At 72.9% G+C, this 19113-nt stretch carries 17 protein-coding genes; 2 read left to right on the top strand and 15 right to left on the bottom strand.

What is annotated here, in order from left to right:
* Positions 1-3 precede the first annotated feature (3 nt).
* From ABZ573_RS02445 to ABZ573_RS02420, 6 genes are all read right to left on the bottom strand, one after another.
* Entirely contained in the window at positions 4-756 is a 753-nt protein-coding gene (locus ABZ573_RS02445) for an ATP-binding cassette domain-containing protein (protein ID WP_358114880.1), read from the bottom strand.
* Complete coding sequence (locus ABZ573_RS02440; protein ID WP_358114877.1) at positions 753-1823, bottom strand: ABC transporter ATP-binding protein; 1071 nt, start codon at positions 1821-1823, stop codon at positions 753-755. Before ABZ573_RS02440 ends, ABZ573_RS02445 begins: the two co-directional genes overlap by 4 nt.
* The gene (locus tag ABZ573_RS02435; protein WP_327030361.1) at positions 1820-2689 is read right to left on the bottom strand and encodes an ABC transporter permease; all 870 of its coding nucleotides are present in this window, start codon (positions 2687-2689) and stop codon (positions 1820-1822) included. The genes ABZ573_RS02440 and ABZ573_RS02435 overlap by 4 nt, the downstream gene beginning before the upstream one ends.
* Positions 2682-3746 (bottom strand): ABC transporter permease, encoded by a 1065-nt coding sequence (locus ABZ573_RS02430; RefSeq protein WP_358114874.1) that lies wholly within the window; start codon positions 3744-3746, stop codon positions 2682-2684. Before ABZ573_RS02430 ends, ABZ573_RS02435 begins: the two co-directional genes overlap by 8 nt.
* Complete coding sequence (locus ABZ573_RS02425) at positions 3743-5338, bottom strand: ABC transporter substrate-binding protein (protein WP_358114871.1); 1596 nt, start codon at positions 5336-5338, stop codon at positions 3743-3745. Before ABZ573_RS02425 ends, ABZ573_RS02430 begins: the two co-directional genes overlap by 4 nt.
* Positions 5339-5587: 249 nt before the next feature.
* On the bottom strand, positions 5588-5992 hold the full coding sequence (locus ABZ573_RS02420) for a helix-turn-helix domain-containing protein (RefSeq protein WP_151455135.1): 405 nt from the start codon (positions 5990-5992) through the stop codon (positions 5588-5590).
* 76 nt (positions 5993-6068) lie between these two features.
* Here ABZ573_RS02420 and ABZ573_RS02415 point away from each other — a divergent pair, with 76 nt between their 5' ends.
* The gene (locus ABZ573_RS02415) at positions 6069-7001 is read left to right on the top strand and encodes a zinc-binding dehydrogenase (protein ID WP_358114868.1); all 933 of its coding nucleotides are present in this window, start codon (positions 6069-6071) and stop codon (positions 6999-7001) included.
* A gap of 130 nt (positions 7002-7131) precedes the next feature.
* Here ABZ573_RS02415 and ABZ573_RS02410 read toward each other — a convergent pair whose 3' ends face one another.
* The 9 genes from ABZ573_RS02410 to ABZ573_RS02370 all read right to left on the bottom strand — a co-directional run bounded on the left by ABZ573_RS02410 (position 7132) and on the right by ABZ573_RS02370 (position 17674).
* On the bottom strand, positions 7132-7890 hold the full coding sequence (locus ABZ573_RS02410) for an SRPBCC domain-containing protein (RefSeq protein ID WP_151455133.1): 759 nt from the start codon (positions 7888-7890) through the stop codon (positions 7132-7134).
* Between the two features lie 5 nt (positions 7891-7895).
* Complete coding sequence (locus ABZ573_RS02405) at positions 7896-8504, bottom strand: helix-turn-helix domain-containing protein (protein ID WP_192581427.1); 609 nt, start codon at positions 8502-8504, stop codon at positions 7896-7898.
* Between the two features lie 110 nt (positions 8505-8614).
* Positions 8615-9022, bottom strand: a complete 408-nt coding sequence (locus tag ABZ573_RS02400; RefSeq protein WP_358114865.1) for a hypothetical protein — start codon at positions 9020-9022, stop codon at positions 8615-8617.
* 17 nt (positions 9023-9039) lie between these two features.
* Positions 9040-10476: a DUF4407 domain-containing protein gene (locus ABZ573_RS02395; RefSeq protein WP_358114862.1), complete on the bottom strand. Its 1437-nt coding sequence runs from the start codon at positions 10474-10476 to the stop codon at positions 9040-9042.
* A gap of 34 nt (positions 10477-10510) precedes the next feature.
* Entirely contained in the window at positions 10511-11512 is a 1002-nt protein-coding gene (locus ABZ573_RS02390; protein ID WP_358114858.1) for a hypothetical protein, read from the bottom strand.
* A 10-nt stretch (positions 11513-11522) separates the two neighbouring features.
* On the bottom strand, positions 11523-13646 hold the full coding sequence (locus ABZ573_RS02385; RefSeq protein ID WP_358114855.1) for a hypothetical protein: 2124 nt from the start codon (positions 13644-13646) through the stop codon (positions 11523-11525).
* Positions 13639-14442: a hypothetical protein gene (locus ABZ573_RS02380; RefSeq protein ID WP_358114852.1), complete on the bottom strand. Its 804-nt coding sequence runs from the start codon at positions 14440-14442 to the stop codon at positions 13639-13641. The genes ABZ573_RS02385 and ABZ573_RS02380 overlap by 8 nt, the downstream gene beginning before the upstream one ends.
* 119 nt (positions 14443-14561) lie before the next feature.
* Positions 14562-15335 (bottom strand): Crp/Fnr family transcriptional regulator, encoded by a 774-nt coding sequence (locus tag ABZ573_RS02375; protein ID WP_358114849.1) that lies wholly within the window; start codon positions 15333-15335, stop codon positions 14562-14564.
* 230 nt (positions 15336-15565) lie between these two features.
* Positions 15566-17674, bottom strand: a complete 2109-nt coding sequence (locus tag ABZ573_RS02370; RefSeq protein ID WP_358114846.1) for a heavy metal translocating P-type ATPase — start codon at positions 17672-17674, stop codon at positions 15566-15568.
* A gap of 289 nt (positions 17675-17963) precedes the next feature.
* Here ABZ573_RS02370 and ABZ573_RS02365 point away from each other — a divergent pair, with 289 nt between their 5' ends.
* Complete coding sequence (locus ABZ573_RS02365) at positions 17964-19064, top strand: L-dopachrome tautomerase-related protein (RefSeq protein ID WP_358114843.1); 1101 nt, start codon at positions 17964-17966, stop codon at positions 19062-19064.
* The last annotated feature ends 49 nt before the right edge of the window (positions 19065-19113 follow it).

The raw sequence follows: 19113 nt of genomic DNA, 5'->3' as shown, positions 1-19113 counted from the left end.
CGGTCAGGGCTGCGGCGGGAACGGCAGGTCGACCACCCGGGTGGCCCAGCGGGCCATCAGCGCCGGATCGTGGGTGATGAGCAGGACCCCGGCGGCGTGCTCCCGCTGGTAGTCGGTGATGACGGCCGCGAGGTGCGCCTGGGTGGAGGCGTCGAGCATGGCGGTGGCCTCGTCGCAGAGCAGGTAGTCCGGCCGGTGCACGAGCGCGCGGGCGAGGCAGGCGCGTTGCAGCTGCCCGTCGCTGACGGCGTGGGGGCGGCGGGCGAGCAGGTCGGGCGTGAGGCCGACGAGGTCGGCCAGCTCCGCCGCGCGGGCCCGCGCCTGCGCCTCGGGCGTGCCGGTGGCGCGCAGCGGTTCGGCGATGATGTCGGCGAGGCCCAGCCGGGGGTCGGTGGCCGCGCGGGGGCTCTGGAAGAGGATCGCGACGCGGGTACGGACGGCGGCGGGCAGCCGGTGCCGGGCCCCCACGATCCGGTGGCCGTCGAGGGTGACGTGCCCGGCCTCGGGGGCGTGCAGCAGGGCCAGCACCCGGGCGAGGGTGGACTTTCCGCTGCCCGAGGGCCCGCGCAGGCCGACCGTCTCGCCGGGGGCGACGCGCAGGTCGACGCCGTCGAGGACGCGCCGGCCACCGTAGGAGACGGCGACCTCGTGGGCGGCGAGCGCGGTGGTGGTCATGCCGGCGGTGCTGCTCATGGCCGGTGCTCCGGCGGTGCTGGGCACGCCGGCAGTGCTGCTCATGCCGGCAGTGCTGGTCATGCCGGCGCTCCGAGGGTCAGCGGGTGGTGACAGGCGATCCGGGCCGGGGCGCCCGCCGAGGGCGCGGGCGGGGTGCGGCAGACGTCGGTGGCGCGGTCGCAGCGCGGGGCGAAGGCGCAGCCGGGAGGCAGGTCGGTGAGCATCGGCGGGTGGCCGGGTACCGGCCGGAAGGCCCGCTCGGGCAGGGCGTCGAGCAGGCCGGCGGTGTAGGGGTGGGCGGGTGCCGCGAAGAGTTCGGCCGTCGGCCGCCGCTCCACGATCCGGCTGGCGTACATGACGGCGACCGTGTCGGCGACCCGGCGGGCGGCGGCCAGGTCGTGGGTGATGAGCAGGACGGCGCCGCCGGCGTCGCAGCGGCGGCGCAGCAGGTCGAGGGTGTGGTCGACCAGGGGCCGGTCGAGGCCCGTGGTGGGTTCGTCGGCGAGCAGCAGCGGCGGGTCGGGGGCGAGGGCGAGGGCGGTGGCCAGGCGTTGGGCCATGCCGCCGGAGAGCTCGTGGGGATAGCGGTCGAGGTCGGCGGGGTCGAGCCCGACGTCGTCGGCGACCCGCTCGGCCGCCGCGGGCGCCTCGCGCCGGGTGCGCCCGTGGGCGCGCAGGGTCTCCTCCAGCAGCCGCCGGCCCGTCCGTACGGGGGTGAGGGCGGTGGCGGGGCTCTGCGGCACCAGCCCGACCGCGCGGCCGCGTACGGCGCGGGCGAGGTGTCGCTCGGAGGAGTTGACCAGGTCGACCTGCGCTCCGGTGGGCGGGCGCAGGTGGGCGTGACCCGTGACGGTGGCGTTGCCGGGGAGCAGGCCGAGCAGGGCGTGCGCGAGCACCGACTTGCCGCAGCCGGACTCCCCGACCACCGCCAGGAGTTCGCCCGGGTGGATGGTCAGGTGCAGGTCGGTGACGGCCTGCACGACGGCGTCCCGGAGTTGGAAGCGGACGGTGAGCCCGTCGACCTCCAACAGGCCCGGCCGACCGTCGGCGGCGGCACCGGCCGGGGCGACGGCGTCGCCCGTGGCGGCGCTGCCGGCGGGGGCGGCGGTGTCGGCCCGGGCGGCGGTGGGCTCGCGGGTGGTGGTCACAGGTGCAGCTCCGCTCGTACGCGCGGGTCGAGGCGGTCGCGCCACCGGCCGGTGAGGGCGGCCAGGGCCAGCGTGACGACGACGAGGAGCAGGCCGGGCACGATGCTGGCCCACCAGGCGCCGGTGAGCAGGGACCGCTGCCCGTCGTTGATCATGTTGCCGATCGAGGCCAGGTGCGGGGGCAGGCCCAGGCCGAGGAAGGACAGCGCGGTCTCGTGCCAGACGGCGTGCGGCACCATCAGCGTGGTGGCCAGCGCCAACCGGGGCAGCACGTGCGGGAGCAGGTGCCGGGTGATGACCCGGGCACGGCTCGCGCCGCCAGAGATCGCGGCGTCGATGAACGGCCGGGTGCGCAGGCTGAGCAGCTCCGACCGGACGATGCGGGCGGTGGAGAGCCAGTGCGTCAGCCCGATCGACAGGATCACCGCGCCGAGGCTCGGACGCAGCATCGCGACGATGAAGATGCCCAGCAGCAGGTGCGGCAGCGCCGCGATGGTGTCGACCACCCGCATCAGCACCCGGTCGACCCAGCCGCCGAGGGTGCCGGCCACCGCGCCGACGAGGCCGCCGATCACGGTGGCGACGAGCGCGGCGACCGCGCCGACGAGCAGCGAGACCCGCAGGCCGTAGAGGCTGCGGTGGGCCACGTCGCGGCCCAGGTCGTCGGTGCCCGCCGGGTCCGCCCAGGATGGCGCCAGCCGGGTACGGGCCAGGTCCACCGCGCTCTCGTCGAGCGGCCAGAGGACGGGGGCGAGGAGGCAGGCCAGGCCCGCGCCGACGAGCACGGCCCAGGCGACGGCGGCACCGACCCGGCCCGTACGCGGCTTCGGCCGCCGGAGCCGGGCTGGCAGGGCGAGGTCAGTCATCGAGGCGTACCCGGGGATCGGCGGCGGCGTAGGCGAGGTCGGTGCCCAGGTTCGCGGCCAGCACCACGACGGTGGTGGCCAGGGTCGTGGCGGCCAGCAGCGGGAAGTCGCTGCCCAGCGCGGCCTGTACGGTCACCGCGCCGAGGCCGGGCAGGGAGAACACGGTCTCCACCAGGACGGCGCCGCCGATCAGCTCCGGCAGGTGGGTGCCGACGAGGGTGAGGAACGGCAGCAGGGCCGTACGCAGGGCGTGGCCGAACAGGACGGTGCGGCCCGGCAGGCCCCGGGCCCGGGCGGCGAGGACGTGGTCGTCGCGGAGGCTGTCGGCGACGGCGTCCCGGATGAACAGCACGAACCACGGCATCTGGGCGATCGCCAGCACGCCCACCGGCAGGATCAGGTGCCGGGCCACGTCGGCGGGGTCGGTGCCGGTGGCGGTGATGTCGGTGAGCCCGCCCGCCGGCAGCCAGCCGAGGGTGAGGGCGAACAGGGCGATCGCGGCCAGCCCGATCCAGAACACCGGCATCGACTGCACGGCGTACGCGGTGGCGCGCAGCGCCCGGTCGAACCAGCCGCCCCGCCGGTACGCGGCCAGCGTGCCCAGCAGCAGGCTCGCCACGAGGACGAGGGCGAGGGCGGCGCCGACGAGCAGCAGGGTCCAGCCGGCGCGGGCGGCGAGCACGGCGGTGACCGGTTCGTGGCGGCTGGTGGACCAGCCCAGGTCGCCCTGGAGCAGGTTGCCCACCCAGCGCAGGTACTGCACGGGCAGCGGGTCGTCGACGCCCCAGTTGGCGCGGATCTGCGCCAGGTTCTCCTCGGTCGCGGTGAACGCCGCCGCGCCCGCGTACTGCTGGGCGGGGTCGATGGGCGAGGCCGCGCCGAGGGCGAACATGCCGACGCTGGTGGCGGCGAGGATGGGTACGGCCACCAGCAGCCGCCGGCGGACCACCGTGCCGGCTCCCGCCAGCCGCCGCGGCCGGCGCCGGGCGGTGGTCCTCGCCGCGGGCGGCGCGGCGGTCGGGGCGGGGGTCTTCGCTGTCGGGGCGGGCGTCGTCACGACTTCCTCGTCCAGGTGTGGATGTTCCACCAGAGGCTGTTGGCGACGTCGTGCTCGTGCGGCTCCACCCGGGGGGTCACGCCGACGACCGCGTCCTTCACCACGTAGGTGTGCTGGAGGTAGGTGAGGAAGACCCACGGCATGTCGGTGGCGAGCTGCTTCTGGAACGTGGCGTACGCGGCCTTGCGGGCGGCCGGGTCGGCGTTGGCGCGGCCGTCCTGCAACGCCTTGTCCACCACGGGCGACCGGTAGGAGCCGGGGTTGAAGAAGCCCTGGCCGGCGAAGGCGGAGCCGAACAGCTTGTAGGAGACGAAGTCCGGATCGTACGGGGTGCCGTAGCCCATCATGAGCGCGTCGCTGCCCATCCGGGGGGTGATCGCGTCCCAGGTCAGCCCCTCAGGGGTGATCTTGATGCCGACCTTCTTCGCGTCGGCGGTCACCGCGAGGGCGAGCTCCTTGCGGAGGCTGTCCGTGGCCGGGTACATCAGCGCGAACGCCGCCTGCCGGCCGTCCTTGGCACGGATCCCGTCCGGGCCCGGCTTCCAGCCGGCGGCGTCGAGGGCGGCGGTCGCGGCGGCCGGATCGGCGGCGGGCCTGCCCACGATCGACGGCTCGGCGAACTCCGACGTCGGCGGGACCGGCCCGAACGCGGGCTCGCCCGCCCCGCCGAGCAGCCCGGTGACCATCGCCGCGCGGTCCACCGCCGCGTTCAGTGCCCGCCGCACCGCGAGGTCGGCGGTGACCGGGTTGCCCATCGGCAGCATCACGCCCCGGTAGTCGGCGGTGGGCACCCGCTGCACCCGGTAGCCGGCCTGCCCGTCGAAGCCGGTGGTCAGCTTCGGCGCCAGCTCCGCCGCGTCGAACTCCCCCGCCCGCATCCGCTGCGCGCGTACGTTGTCGTCGGCGACGAACGCCACCACCACGCCGCCGTTGGCGGGCTTGCCGCCCCACCAGCTCTCGTTGGCCGCGAGCACGAGCCGGTCGCCCGGGGTCCACGACGTCACGCGGTACGGGCCGGTGCCCACCGGCTTGCGGTTGAACTCGGCCTTGTTGATGTCCTGCCCGGTCAGCGCCTTGGCCGGCACGATGCCGAGGGCCAGCCGCTGCGCGAAGGGCGCGTAGGCGTACTTCAGGGTGAACACCACGGTCGACGGGTCGGGCGCGGTGACCGAGGCGAGCATGTCCAGGTCGGAGCGGAGCGTGGAGTCGACCTTCGGGTCCAGCACCGCCTGGTAGGTGAAGACCACGTCCTGGGCAGTGAACGGGCTGCCGTCGTGGAACAGCACGCCGTCGCGGAGCTTCGCGGTGACCGTCCTGCCGTCCGCCGACACGGTCGGCAGCTCCCGGGCCAGCGCCGGCACCAGCTCGTTGCGGGCGTCGCGGGCGACCAGCCCGTCGAAGATCAGGGAGCCGCCGTCGACGCCGTAGTTCAGCACCGGGTTCAACGCGTCCGGCTCGCCCGCCGTCGCCACGACGAGCGTGCCGGCGCCGGCCGCGCCCGTCGACGTGGTCGTCGGCGAGGAGCAGCCGGCCACGGCGAGGACACCGGCGACGGCCACCGCCGCCACGCGCTTGGACACAGGCGTACCCATCACATGCTCCCGGGTCTGTTCTTCGCACGACCGCCCGGCGTCGCACTCGGGCCGGCGTCCTGATCTTGGCCGACGTGCCCGCAGCGGTCCACGGTCACGAGCGGGCGGACGCCCCGGCCGTGGTCTGGATCATCGCGCCCGGGGCAGCCGGCCACTAACGCCAGCATTCCGCAATTGCCAATCTCGTGCAACAAGCGCCAGGCGGCCATGTAGCCCAGGCCACACCCCGTCCACGCGGGAGCGCGGCGGTCAGCCGGCGGCGCCGCGGTCGTACGCGGCGCGGGCGCGATGAACCTGCTCGATGTGCGTCTCGGCCCAGTTCTTGATCGCCTGCTGGATCGGAAGCAGGGTACGACCCAGCGCGGTGATCCCGTAATCGACGCGCACCGGCACCGACGGCGTGACGGTGCGGGTGAGCAGGCCGTCGCGTTCCAGCTTGCGCAGCGTCTGGGTCAGCATCTTCTGGCTGGCCCCGGGGATGGTGCGGCTCAGGTCGCTGTAGCGCAGGGGCCCGTCGGCGAGGGCGGCGAGGACCAGCGTCACCCACTTGTCGCTGAGCGTCGCCAGCAGCTGGTGACCCGGGCACTGCGCGAGGAAGGCGTTGTACTCGTCGCGCTGGTGCTCCCGCAGCTGGGCGGCGCTGAGGGTCGCCATGACGGACCTCCGGGAGGGTTACGCACCTTCGGGTACCTACTTACCGCCGGAGAGTAGCAGCCCTAGCGTGAGCGGCATGAAGGCTGTTGCCGTACGCCGCTTCGGCGGCCCCGAGGTCCTGGAAATCGTCGACGTACCTGCGCCCGAGGCCGGGCCCGGCCAGGTGCGCGTCCGCGTGGCCGCGGCGGCGGTCAACCGGATCGACCTGTCCACCCGCAACGGGGCGCTCAGCGAGGCCGGACTGCTCGCCCCCGCCCCGGTGGTGTGGCTCGGCTGGGACGTGGCCGGACGGGTCGACCAGGTCGGCCCCGGCGTCACCCGGTTCGCCCCCGGGGACCAGGTGATCGGCCTGCGCGACGTGCTGTCGGCCGGCGGCGCCCAGGCGGAGTACGTCGTCCTGGACGACCGCGCGGTGGCCCCGGCGCCGGCCGGCGTCCCCGCCGCGCGGGCCGCCGCCCTGCCGCTCGCCGGGCTCACGGCCGACCGGTCGCTCACCCTCACGGGCCTGCGCGCCGGGCAGACGCTGCTCGTCACCGGCGCCGCGGGCGGCGTCGGCGGGCTGCTGCTCGAACTGGCCACCATGCGGGGCGTGCGCACCGTGGCCGTCGCCGACTCCGACGACGAAGCGGTCGTCCGTGGCCTGGGCGCGACCTGGTTCGTGCCGCGCACGCAACGGCTCGCCGAGGCCGTACGCCGAAAGGTGCCCGGTGGCGTCGACGCGGTGGTCGACGCCGCGGTGGTCGGTGTCGCGGCGCACGAGGCACTGCGGCCGGAGGGCACCTTCGTGGCCCTGGTCGCACCGTTCGCGCCGCCGCCCCTGCGGGCCACGCGCGTCGTCGTGCAGGAGGTGTTCGCCGACGGCGCGCGGTTGACCGAACTGGCCGCGCTGGTGGGCGCGGGACGGCTCAGCCCGCGCGTCGCGGACACCCTGCCGCTGGACCAGGTCGGCGTGGCCCACGACCGCCTCGCCGGAGGCGGCCTGCGCGGGCGCCTCGTCCTCACGCCCTGACCACACCCGGACGCCCGGCGGGGCCGGCCCGGCTCCCACCGGGCAGCGCCTGCCGGGCGGCCGGATCGGCCCCCGTCCACCACCCGGGCGTCCGGGCCGGCCCGTCCGCCGGGCGTTCTCGTCGTCGGGGTCAGCCGACGGGCAGGGCGGCCAGCCAGTCCTGCCAGGCCCGCTCGCTCCGGGCCGGGTCCTGCCCGGGGGCGAAGACGTGGTGGCCGAGGACCAGGGCGTCGCCGCGCTCGGCACCGGAGTGCAGGAACCGGTAGAGCGCGTCGGCGGTGCGGACACCGACGTAGGTCGGCAGGCCGGCCAGGTCGACGACGCCCTCGATCGGCGGCAGCCCGGCGACGGTGAACCGGACGCGCTCCCCCTCGGCGAGCGGACCGGCCGCGCCGAGGGCTTCGGCCACGGCCGCCCACGCCCGGTCCGCGCCGCCGACGCCCGGGCGGAAGGCCGAGACCGGGGTCGCGGTCCGGCCGGGGAAGTGGGCGAGGTACGCGGCCAGCGTCCCGAGGTACATGTCCCAGCCGATCCCCATGGCCTCGTACTCGGTCTCCCAGTCGTCCCCGAGGACGCCGCTCTGGACGAGCCGCAGGGTCGTGCTGCCCCGCTCGCGGCCCTCGATCAGGTATTCCATGGCCATGAACGTGCCGTCCGGGGCCGGTTCGGTGCGGTCGGCGAGCCGCTTGCCGGGCTCCCACGCGGTGATCGTCGACTCCTCGACGTGGCCGGCCATCGTCAGGCGGGTCCGGCCGCCCACGCCCGGCTCGACCTCCGTGCGGCCCATGAACCAGGAGTCGATGCCCGGACCGGTGGCGATGGCCTCCCACACCTGCTCGGGCGTGGCGGCCAGCTCGACGTCCTTGCGCAGCTCGAAGTGATGTCCCATGTCAGTCAGTGCTCCTCGTTCGCGGTGCTGTCGTCGGGGTCGGCGCTGGGGTGCAGGGCGACCACCACCCGGTGCTCGCGGCCGCCGGGGGCGTTCTCGTCGTGGTACCTGCCGACCAGGGCGGTGACGGTGGCCGCCAGTTCCTCGGCGAAGGCCGCCCGGTCGGCCGCCGAGGCGAACCGGACGGTGCCGTCGACCGCGAACGTCGCCACCCGCTGCTTCGCCCGCTCCGCGCCGGTGATGAGCGCACCGACGTCCTGCACCAGGCGGGCGGCCAGCGCCAGCAGCCACCGCGCCGACAGCCGGTCCGGCGACTGCGCCGGGTCGGGCCGGACGGCGGCGAGGGCGGCGGGCGAGATCACGTACGACGCCGCGGTCGCCCGCATGACCCGCTCGGTCACGTTGCCCTTCCGGCGCTCCTCCACCAGTTCGACCAGGCCGTGCTGCTCCAGCGCCCGGAGGTGGTAGTTGACCTTCTGTCGGGGCAGGCCGACGCGGGCGGCGAGCATCGTCGCCGAGGCCGGCTCGGCGAGCGCGGCCAGCAGCCGGGCCCGCATCGGGTCCAGCGACGCCTCGGCCGCCGCCGGATCCTCGATCACTGCGATGTCGAACATGATCACAGCGTCCCACCGACAATTTTTCTTGTCAAGACAGCTGCAATTGTCGGTCGCTACCCACCTCGGCCTGCGATGACGGGGCACCCCGCCCCGCAGGCCGGTCACTCCTACCGGTCGACGAACGTGGCGTCGCGCCCCGCCTGGTAGACCCGACCGCCGAGAGTGGCGGACGCGTGCTGGGTGACGGTCACGGGCTGCGTCGGAGCGTTGGCCGCCGACACGATCCGCTCCACCAACGAGACGCGGTCGGGATAGTCGGTCAACCGGGTCAACAGCACACCGGCGACCTGTTCGCGCAGTGCGTCGGTGGCCGCGTCCCGGTCGCGGCCGGGCAGCGTCGCCAGGTCCTGCCGCCGCTTCTCAAGCCACTCCAACGCGACCGCGTCACGCTCGTCGCTGCCGCCGACCAGCCGGGCAGCCGTGCCGCGTACGGCGGTCCATGCCTCGGTCGCCATCGCGGCCACCAGCGCGGCCGCCCCGGCCTGTGCAAGTTCCGCCCATTGGCTCGGATCCATCGATGCCCTCCTCGTGGTCAGATGTCGCCTTCGGCTGATGTCCTGGACGACGCCCGGGCACCGTTGACCCGGCCGTTTCGTGGTCGGGTCGTCGGTGCGTCGTCGGAAGCCCCTGGCTGGGACGCCGCCGACCGTCGCAGACGTTGAGCCAGATCCTGCACCGCCCTGCTCCCCTCGGCCTCGATCTGCGCGGTGTGCCTGCGCACCTCGAAGTCGATGCGCTGGCGCCGCATGTCACCGTCGGCCCGGGCGCGGTGGCGCTGGACATCGAGATCCTCGGCCACGGTCGACTCGGCACTGCGCGTCGCCTTCTCGTGAAGGCGCTCGGTACTCGCGACGCGCTGGTCCACCAACCGGTCGTACGCCGTGGCTCCGGTAATGAACTTCACCAGCACCGGAAGGCAGTCGATCAGGATGAAGAAGATGCGGATCAGCCAGGTGGCCGCGAGCAGGGACGGCACGTCTTCCGTGAGATCACCGAGTGCCTCCAGTCGCTCCAGGAACCCGATCGCGCCCTGATGGCTCGCCAGTTCGGCCACCTGCCTGTCGATCTCGGCGGCCCGTTGCTGCTCGGCGGTCTCGGTCCCGGTACGAACCTGCGACTCCAGTTCCGAGATCGTTCTCTGCAGGGCCACGAGACGTTCGTTGTCCGCCCCGATCGGGTGTTCCGCCTCGAACGACTGGGCCTGGCGTTCCAGACGTCGGCAACGAGGGCCCTCGCCGACCTCACCGCTGAGTCCGCTGCCGCTGGCACCCGCACATTCCCGCCGGGTCAGATCCCGCAGGCGGCGCAGTTCCGCAGTGTCCTCGTCGATCTGCTTGCGCAGCGCTGACGCGTCTTTCCGGGCAGCGGACAGTTGGCTGGCGGCACCGGTCGGAGATGCTCCCGACGCGACGACGAAAGGCCGGCAGTCCGACGGCGTCGTGATCGTCCTCTCCCGAGAATCCGTGGGCAGCGGATTGCAGGCGACGATGCTTCCGCGGAGGTCGTCGAGTTCCTGTTTGCGGCCGTCCTGGATGTGCTCCACCACCGCCGTGTGAAAGATCTTGAGCACCAGGGGTTCGGCCACCACGACACCCAGGAACACCGCGACGACCAACCTGGGTACCAGCACCGACGCCCGCCGCCGCCACTGCGACCCGGTCGACGTGGCCACCAGCCAGCGGTCGAGGTTGAGCACGAACAGCATCCACGCGAGCACCGGCAGGGCGAGCCACCAGTAGTTGCGGCCGAACACCGCGCTGAGTGCGTTCCACATCGAGAACCCGGCGAGCACCGCCGTCCCGAGCACGACCCCGCCCAGTGCGGTGTATCGGGCGCGTTCGGTCGGCACCCACGCCAGCATCTCCTCGTCGACGCCGGTCAGCACCCGCAGGTAGCGGCCGGGGCCTCGGTCCGTCGGGGCCTTCTCCACGTGGAAGCTGGCGTCACTGTCGGTCGTCGGCTCCTGCACGGCAGCCGCCTCCGGCGACGGTCCCTCCTGGGGACTACGGCTGTTCATCATTCAGTTCGTCCTCGTCCAGGAGCAGATCGTCGCCGCCCTCGGCGGTTATGCTGCGGGGCCGCTGCCCAGGCCCGCCGCCGGACTCGATCCCGGAGGCGGGCTCCGACCGACGCAGTCGGAGGCTGTCGGTGAACGCCTGCACGAGCAGGCTCGGATCGACGTTCAGACGCTCCAGGTGGCCGTCCTTCTGCAGGATGGCCAGCAGTTCCGTGATCTTGCCCTGGTCTTCCGCCGATCGGGCGTAGGCCCGGTCGGCGGCGTGGGACACCCTGGTCTCGCCACGGGCGATGGCCAGGGCCTCCAGCACCTCGGGGCCGGTACGGATCAGGTCGGCCAGTTCCTCGGCCTGCTTCGTGACGAACCCGCCCTCAAGGTCCTTCAGGTTCTGCTGCCACTTCGTGTCGCGGATTTTCGAGGCGTGGTCGACGAGCGCGGACGGTGTCGCCACCTCGACCATCCCGAACTCCACCTCCATTCCCCGGATCCGAGGCGGGTGGATGGTGCAGTACGCACTCAGCTCGGCGTTGACCTCGTCGCGGACCTCGTTGATGGCGTCGACGGGATAGCTGACGCCCAGGCTGTCGAGCTCCCGGTCCCGCTTGATGTGGTCGAGTAACGGCCCGGTCACGTCGAGCAGGCCGTCCCGGACGACGGTCTCGGGGTCGGTGACGCGGCACTGGAAGGCCACCCGGACGCGGAACACGTCCGCCGGGCTCTTCGACGGGATCCGTACGTCGACCGTGACCCGCCTGGGGCGTACGTGAACGAGGCTGACGGCGACGGCCTCCACCACCGCCTCCTCACGGCCGGTGAGGTGCCGGCGGTCCTCGAAGACCGCATACCGACTGCCCAGATCGAACACGAGGACCGTCCCCGGTTCCTGCCGCGGCAGCTCGGACAGGTCCCGCCGGGCGAACTTCAGGAAGGACGAGCGGGGTCGGTCGAGTGGGCGTTCGCAAATCACCGGATAGGTACTGTCAGTCATCGGGCTCTCCCTACGGCCAGGTGGTGGTTGTCGATAACCGGCACCCGAGCAGCGCCGTCAGCACGGTGGTGAGAGGCAGCCCGTTGTCGGCACGGTCCGCCTCCTGTCGCAGGCCCCCGTCCAGGTCCGCCCACTGCTGCGGAGAGAGGACCTCGCGCATCGCCTCCCCCAGTCGACGAACGGCAGGCAGGGAGTCCTGGTCGCCGTTCAGCGCCTGTAGCGCGGCGAACAGCGTCGTCCGGGTCCGGCTCCGGTGCGGGGCGCTGCAAAACAGTTCGCCCCACAGCGAGCCGAGCCGAGCGGCGTTTCGCTGGTCCTGCCGGATCACGGTGGCCGCCACCAGCGCGTCCGTCGGCTCCTGCCGGGCGGACAGGACGTTGAGCACCGTCTCGAAGGTGGCCCGACGGTCTCGCTGGCGGGAGCCGGGCTCGAGCGAGCGCCGCAGTTGGATCTGCAGGAACTTCAGCACCCGACGGGTGGTGTCCGGATCCTCCACGGCGGTGGCGAACAGCATGCCCAGCGCCGCGCAGGCGACCATGCGGATACTGACGCTCCGCATCGCGAGGGCCCACAGCCAGCGCAGTGCGTCGGACGAGTACCGTGCGCCCAGAGGTCCGCCGAGTGCACTCGCGGCTGTCGTCGCCCGTCGCTGGCCGGAGTTCTGCGCCCACCGCTTGGTGATGCCGAGCGCCGCGGAGGCGTTGCGGCCGTCCAAGCCGATCCAGGACAGCGTCGAGGCCGCCGCGAGGCGTTCCGGGGCGGTGCCGTCCGCCCACCGATCGAGGATCGCGTGTCCGACCTCCTGAAAGGACAGCGTGCTGTAGAGCGCCATACCGATGCCGAGACGTATGTGCAGCGAAGACGGCGGGCGGGCAGCGACCTCGTCCAACCAGTCGCGAAGCGGAGCCCACAACTCGTAGCCGTAACGGTCGTGCAGTTGCCGCAGCACCAACTCCTGCATGCCGGGCTGCGCGAAGGACACGCTGCGCCCGGCAGCCTCACCGTCCAGATTCAGCTGCTTCCTGTTGTCGACGGCGATCAGGCTGTCGTTCCGGTCGCGGCGTCGGGACTGCGGCATCACGGTGCCCACGGCTGCGGCTCCGGTCTCCACGCGGGCCGCCGGGACGGGACCGTTCCTCTGGCGGTAGAGCGCCTTGAGGCGGTCGAGCAGGAATTCGTACGTCGGCTCTGGCGTGCCCGCGGCGAAGGTGAGCGCGGCGACCCCGAGCACCTCGTCAACGCTCGGTTCACGATCGAACCAGGCTGCCACGCGTTCCTGCTCGGAACTCCTCAACCCGGCGAGCGCCTGCTCCGGGCCGTCCGCCAGCAATTCCACGACCTTGAGGACGTCCCGGGGACAGATCAGCGTGCGGACGTGCTGGCGCAACTGCTCGAACGCGGGGGTGTTGCAGACCTCGCCTGGCATCTCGGCAAGCCACTTGTCGAACAACCTGACAGGATCGGGCGCCGCCCAGTCGACCATCAGATCGGCCATCGGGCCCCGGGGCCGCACCCCGAGGTTGGTGGTGATCACCAGATGCGCCTGTCCCCGCAGCGCGGCGGTGAGTCGTTGCACCTCGAACTGCTGGACGGCGCTGGCCTCTCCGTCGCGCAGTTGGTCCCGCACAATGTAACCGCCGGCGTTGCCGAACTTGAGCCGCGCCAGTTCGGTCAGGGACAACGCCGGCGAGATGTTCGTGGGTGGGATCTGGTCCGACGCCACCTCGTGCAGCAGCGCGATCGCCCCGGTGTACTTGCCGATGCCGTCAGGACCGCAGAGGACCACCATGCCGCACCGGTTCAACACGTCCCGCGCCTTGCGGAACGCCTCCGGCGGCCGGAGGTAGCAGCGAAGGGCGTGCCGCACATCCTCGGGCCGCATGGGCCCGGTGGCTGCGGCAGGACGGCGCGAGGACCCGTCGAACGACATGCCGAAGTTCGAGTTCGACGCCGAGACGCCGTAGAAGTACTGGTAGTTGATGTACCTCGCATGCTCATGCACCTCGTCGCGGAGGTCCTCCTCGGACTCCGCCGCCGGCGCCGTCCCCTGCGGCGCCGGGGCACCTGGTGGGTTCTCGTCGGTCGGCTTCTCCTCCGCCGGCGGAACTGGGGCGCCCGGCTCGTCGTCAACCATTTCGTTCGCCCCCGAAGTTGAAACCGATGACGCCGCGATCGACCGTCACGCCCTCCTCGAACGTGGTGTGGTTGACGTACGTCGGGCCCTCGCCCCCGCCGTAGCGCGCGCCGGTGAGGTCGCGGCCGGCCTGCTGTACCCGGCCCTCGCTGTCGGCTGTCGCTGCCTGCCGCAGCCTGCCGCGGCCATCTGCCGCAGCGGCATCCTTACGACCCTCGGCCGCGGCGGCCTTCTTACCGAACACACGCTTCAGCACCGACGGCGCGAGGCCCGGCACCCGCACCCAGCCCACGTGATCGGATTCCTTGGCGCGGACCCGCACGGGCACGAAATCGGTCGGCTCAAGGCTGGTGTGCGCGGCGACCACGGTGTCCTCGTAGACCTGGCGGGACAGCATCACCGCGAGGAACGTCTCATCGGACGCATGGAGGGCCTGCCGCAACTGGTCGCTGTTCAGCAGGCGCCCCACGGTGACCGGCGCACTTCCGGCGAATCCGTTCGCGGCACGCCACGCCGGCCCGTGATGGATCGCCAGGCGCAGGCGGATGCACCAGTCAGCCTTACGCCCTTCGTTGACCCGGCGCAGCCCGGTGTTCAGCTCGCGGACGAAGTCGTCGACCAGCAACTCTTCGCGCTGACCGGTCGGAAGCACCGAAAGCTCGCCGTCTCCGCTGCGCTGCGTATCCCAGGTGTCGTGGTCGAGACCCACACACGACGCCGCGTCGGCGATCAGTGAAACCAAATTCTGCTGGATGTCGGTGTGTTGACGGCCGGCCCGGCGGCCGTAACCCTGCATGTCGACGGCTACGCACAAACGACGGTCGGTACTCGTAGATCGGGCCACCATGATCCGTTCTCCTGCCGCATCGGTTCGGTGGCCCCACTCTGACGCCGATCCCCCAAGATCAATCCGTCTCAGTGCGGGATCTCGTCACACATCTCCGCCGCCCGCCGCAGGCCCGCCAGATCAGTGATCACCATTCGTCGGTATCCGCGGGCGACGAGACCGTCCTTGTTCAGGCCGTGCAGCACCTTCTCGGCGGTGCGCAGCGCGACACCGGCAAGGGACGCCAACTCGGCCTGAGTCAGGGCCACGCCCAGGTCCCAGCCGTCGGCTGCCCGGTGGCCGTAGATCCGCCCGATCTCCAGGATGATCCGGCTGAGCCGCACCCCGGCGGGGCGGGTGGTGATGTCCACCCGTCGACTGTTGGACCAGCGCAGCCGCTCGCTCATCATGCGCATGAGTTCCAGCGCCGCATCCGGGTACGAGCCGATGAACGCCGTCAATTCGGCACGGCTGATGATCCGGGCGCGGGTTTCCACGGACGTGACCACGCTGGCGGAGCGGGGTCGCCGCTCCAGCGCCGCCATCTCTCCGACCATGTCACCGGAGACCCGCACCGCGAGCATCGATTCCTGGTCCGCCTCCGTTGTGGTGACCTTGACGATGCCGGAGAGCAGAAGATAAACGTGACTGTCACGGTCACCCTGCCGGATGATCACACGGTCAGGCGGGAACAATACGCCGGTCCCGATTCCCAACAGTGCTCGGCTCGTCGTCGGATTCATCCGGCCGAGGAGCGTCGCCCTCGGCCAGGCCCGGAATTGCGCCTGCCCATTGCCCGGCCCGTTCAACGCGCCTCCGAATTGTTCCCGCACGCCCCATGCGAAGCGCAGTCCAGAAGACATGAGAGCAGCAGGAACAGTCAAGAGCACGATCGACGTACGCCACCTGGACCTTCACGCCAGATCAGCCTCGGTCGGTCGGAGCGAAATGATGGCGGACGGGCCGGCAGATCAGGCGTTACGTCGGCGACTCCCCACGGCCGTCTCATAACGAGCGACGTTGCCGGAGATCATCGGCAGCCGATCGAATGGCCGGTGACGGATAAATGACGGTTCCCGCTGCTGTCCGCTCGTCACCCCTCGACGGGACGCAGACGCACGCGGCGCAGCAGTTGGGCGTTGAGCGCCACCACGATCGTCGAGGCGGACATCAGGATCGCGCCGACCGCCGGGCTGAGCGTCACCCCGGCCCAGGCCAGCACGCCAGCGGCCAGCGGAAGGGCGACGACGTTGTAGCCGGCCGCCCAGCCCAGGTTCTGGATCATCTTGCGGTACGAGGCCCGCGACAGCCGGATCACGCCGGTGACGCCCCGCGGGTCGGACGAGGCGAGCACCACCCCGGCGGACTCGATCGCCACGTCGGTGCCGGCGCCGATGGCGATGCCCACGTCGGCCCGGGCCAGCGCGGGGGCGTCGTTCACCCCGTCGCCGACCATCGCCACCCGCAGCCCGCGCCGTTGCAGGTCGGCCACGGCGTCGTCCTTGTCGGCGGGCAGCACCTCGGCGAACACCTCGTCGACGCCGGGACGGAACCCGAGGTCGGCGGCGACCGCCTCGGCGACCGGACGGGCGTCCCCGGTGATCATGACGATCTTGCCGACGCCCTGCTCCCGCAGCTCGGCGATCGCCTCCCGGGCCTCGGGACGGACCTGGTCCTCTAGCGCCAGGGCGCCGAGGACGGTGGCCGTGTCGCCGTCGAGGCGCAGCAGGTGCAGCACCGCCGCGCCCCGACGCGACCACTCGCCCTGCCGGTCGGCCAGGTCGTCCGGCACCTCGGCGCCCAGCTCGCGGAGCAGGGCGGGACCCCCGACGGCGTACGCCGTGCCGTCGACCTCGGCGCGGACGCCGCGCCCGGTCAGCGAGCGGAACCCCGTCGCCCGCCGGGCCACGCCGCGCCCGGCCCCGGCGGTCACGATGGCCCGGGCCAGCGGATGTTCGCTGTCCGCCTCCACCGCCGCCGCCAGGGCGAGCACCTCGTCCTCGCTGCCGTTCCCCGTGGCCGCCACCCCCGACACCACGTGCTCGCCCCGGGTCAGGGTGCCGGTCTTGTCGAACAGCACCGCGTCGACCGTGCGCATCCGCTCCAGCGCCAGCCGGTCCTTGACCAGGATCCCGCCCCTGGCCGCCACGGCGGTCGACAGCGCGATCACCAGCGGGATGGCCAGGCCCAGCGCGTGCGGGCAGGCGATCACCAGCACGGTGACGGTACGCACCACGGCCCCGCCGAGGTCGCCGAGCACGGCCCAGGTCACCAGGGTCGCCAGGGCCACCACGGTCGCGACGTAGAACAGCCAGGCGGCGAAGCGGTCGGCTAGCACCTGCGCGCGACCGCTGGACTGCTGGGCCTGGGCCACCAGGCGCTGGATGCCGGCCAGCGCGGTGTCCTCGCCGACCGCCTCGACGCGTACCCGGACCGCCGCGTCGGTGGCCACCGTGCCGGCGACCACCCGGTCCCCGACGCCCCGGGAGACCGGCCGCGACTCGCCGGTCACCATGGACTCGTCCAGCTCGGCGCCGCCCTCGACGATCCGGCCGTCGGCCGGCACCCGCGCACCGGGCCGGACCAGCACCAGGTCGTCGACCCGCAGGTCCGCCACGGACACCCGCTCGACCCCACCGTCCGCCGCCACCCGCTCGGCGTCGTCGGGCAGCAGCGCCGCCAGGGCGGACAGCGCGCCCTGCGCCTGCCCGATGGCCTTCATCTCCTGCCAGTGCCCGAGCAGCATGATCGTGACCAGGGCGGCGAGTTCCCACCAGAAGTCCAGGTCGAAGACGCCGAGCGCGGTGGCCGCCGAGGCGACGTACGCCACCGTGATGGCCATCGCGATGAGCAGCATCATGCCGGGCGCCCGGTCGCGCACCTCCCCCACGGCCCCGGCCAGGAACGGCCAGCCGCCGTAGAGGAAGACGACCGTGCCGAGGACCGGGCCGACCCATGCCATGCCCGGGAACTCCAGCCGGTAGCCGAACCAGTCCATCACCATCTCGCTGGTCAGGACGATCGGCACGGTGAGCGCCAGGCTCAGCCAGAACTTCCGGCGGAACATCTCCGGGTCGTGCCCGGCGTGCTTGTCGTGCCCGGCGTGCCCGCCCGCGCCGTGGGCGTGCTGGCCGGCGTGCGTGTCGGAGGCACCCGTCGCGCGGGGCGGGTGGCCGTCGTGGTGGTGCGTCTCGTGGGGCATCTGCGCCTCCTCCCGACCCACGATATACCCCCTCCGGGTATACGTCGTCGGATCGCTTCGAGAAGCCGGCCCCGGGGCCCGCGCCTCCCCGGCGATCCCGCACGGCAGCCCCGGGTTTGGCTGACCCCCGGCGGGTCACCTGGGAGAGGCGGGCGGAGGGTTTGCGGCGGTGGGCGCCGGGAAGCCCGACGGTCGAACCCGCGCGAGAGGGAGATGACGCCATGCACGTGCTCCATGAGGATCCGCGTCGGGTGAGGGACGAGGCCGCGCCGCGTCCCGGGGGCGCGTCGTGAGCGGGCCGGTCGCCGCCGAGCCGGTCGGCGAGCTGGAACTCGTCCACGCCTTCACCGGCCCGATGCCCACCGGCGTGAGCGTCTCGCACACCGGCCGGATCTTCGTCAACTTCCCGAAGTGGGGCGACGAGGTGCCCGCCACGGTGGTCGAACTGCGCGACGGCCGAGAGGTGCCCTTCCCCGACGAACGGTGGAACAGCCCGTCGGGCGACGACGACGCGGAGGCGTTCGTGTCGGTGCAGAGCGTCGTCGTCGACCCCGCCGACCGGCTCTGGGTCCTCGACACCGGCAGCCCGATGTTCCGCCCCACCACGCCCGGCGGCCCGAAACTGGTCCGCGTCGGCCTGGACACCGACACCGTCGCCCAGGTGATCACCTTCCCGACCGACGTCGCCCTGCCCAGCACCTACCTCAACGACGTGCGCTTCGACCTGCGCCGCGGCGAGGCGGGCACCGCCTACATCACCGACTCCTCCGACTCCGGCCCGAACGGGATCATCGTGGTGGACCTGGCCAGCGGCGCGTCCTGGCGGCGGCTGCACGACCATCCGTCCACGAAGGCCGAGCCGCTGGAGACGTTCCGGCCCGTGGTCGAGGGCCGGCCGTTCCTGGAGCGCCCCGCCGACGGGCCGCCGAAGCCGGTGACGATGGGCGCGGACGGCATCGCCATCTCCGCCGACGGGTCCCGGCTCCACTACTGCCCGCTCGCCTCCCGCCGCTGGTACAGCGTGTCCACCGACGCGCTCACCGACCGCTCGACTGCCGACGACCAGGTCGCCGCGTCGGTGGTGGACGAGGGCGACAAGGGCGGCGCCTCCGACGGCCTGGAGACCGACGACGTCGGCCGGCTCTACCTCACGTCGTACGAGCACGACGCGGTGCTGCGCCGCCTCCCCGACGGCGGATACGAGACCGTGGCCCACGACCCGCGGCTGCTGTGGCCCGACACCATGTCCGTGGCGAGCGACGGGCACCTGTACGTGACCGCCAACCAGTTGCACCGCCAGGCGAAGTACCAGCGCGGGCAGGACCTCCGGCGCAAGCCGTACGCCCTGTTCCGCATCCGGATCGACGCCGGCCCGGTCCGGCTGCGCTGACCATCGCCGCTGACGGCACGGCGCCGGCACCCCACGCGGGATGCCGGCG

Origin of the sequence: Micromonospora sp. NPDC007220 (genome assembly GCF_040634035.1) — a bacterium.
Classification (GTDB): Bacteria; Actinomycetota; Actinomycetes; order Mycobacteriales; family Micromonosporaceae; genus Micromonospora; species Micromonospora reichwaldensis.
The sequence above is the reverse complement of the archived record's forward strand: the minus strand, read 5'-3'. Positions and strand labels throughout refer to the sequence as shown.

Coding starts and splice junctions, on each gene's coding strand:
- ABZ573_RS02445 (WP_358114880.1), bottom strand. CDS start 756: ATGACCAGCACTGCCGGCATGAGCAGCACTGCCGGCGTGCCCAGCACC.
- ABZ573_RS02435 (WP_327030361.1), bottom strand. CDS start 2,689: ATGACTGACCTCGCCCTGCCAGCCCGGCTCCGGCGGCCGAAGCCGCGT.
- ABZ573_RS02425 (WP_358114871.1), bottom strand. CDS start 5,338: ATGGGTACGCCTGTGTCCAAGCGCGTGGCGGCGGTGGCCGTCGCCGGT.
- ABZ573_RS02420 (WP_151455135.1), bottom strand. CDS start 5,992: ATGGCGACCCTCAGCGCCGCCCAGCTGCGGGAGCACCAGCGCGACGAG.
- ABZ573_RS02415 (WP_358114868.1), top strand. CDS start 6,069: ATGAAGGCTGTTGCCGTACGCCGCTTCGGCGGCCCCGAGGTCCTGGAA.
- ABZ573_RS02410 (WP_151455133.1), bottom strand. CDS start 7,890: ATGGGACATCACTTCGAGCTGCGCAAGGACGTCGAGCTGGCCGCCACG.
- ABZ573_RS02405 (WP_192581427.1), bottom strand. CDS start 8,504: ATGTTCGACATCGCAGTGATCGAGGATCCGGCGGCGGCCGAGGCGTCG.
- ABZ573_RS02400 (WP_358114865.1), bottom strand. CDS start 9,022: ATGGATCCGAGCCAATGGGCGGAACTTGCACAGGCCGGGGCGGCCGCG.
- ABZ573_RS02390 (WP_358114858.1), bottom strand. CDS start 11,512: ATGACTGACAGTACCTATCCGGTGATTTGCGAACGCCCACTCGACCGA.
- ABZ573_RS02385 (WP_358114855.1), bottom strand. CDS start 13,646: ATGGTTGACGACGAGCCGGGCGCCCCAGTTCCGCCGGCGGAGGAGAAG.
- ABZ573_RS02380 (WP_358114852.1), bottom strand. CDS start 14,442: ATGCAGGGTTACGGCCGCCGGGCCGGCCGTCAACACACCGACATCCAG.
- ABZ573_RS02375 (WP_358114849.1), bottom strand. CDS start 15,335: ATGTCTTCTGGACTGCGCTTCGCATGGGGCGTGCGGGAACAATTCGGA.
- ABZ573_RS02370 (WP_358114846.1), bottom strand. CDS start 17,674: ATGCCCCACGAGACGCACCACCACGACGGCCACCCGCCCCGCGCGACG.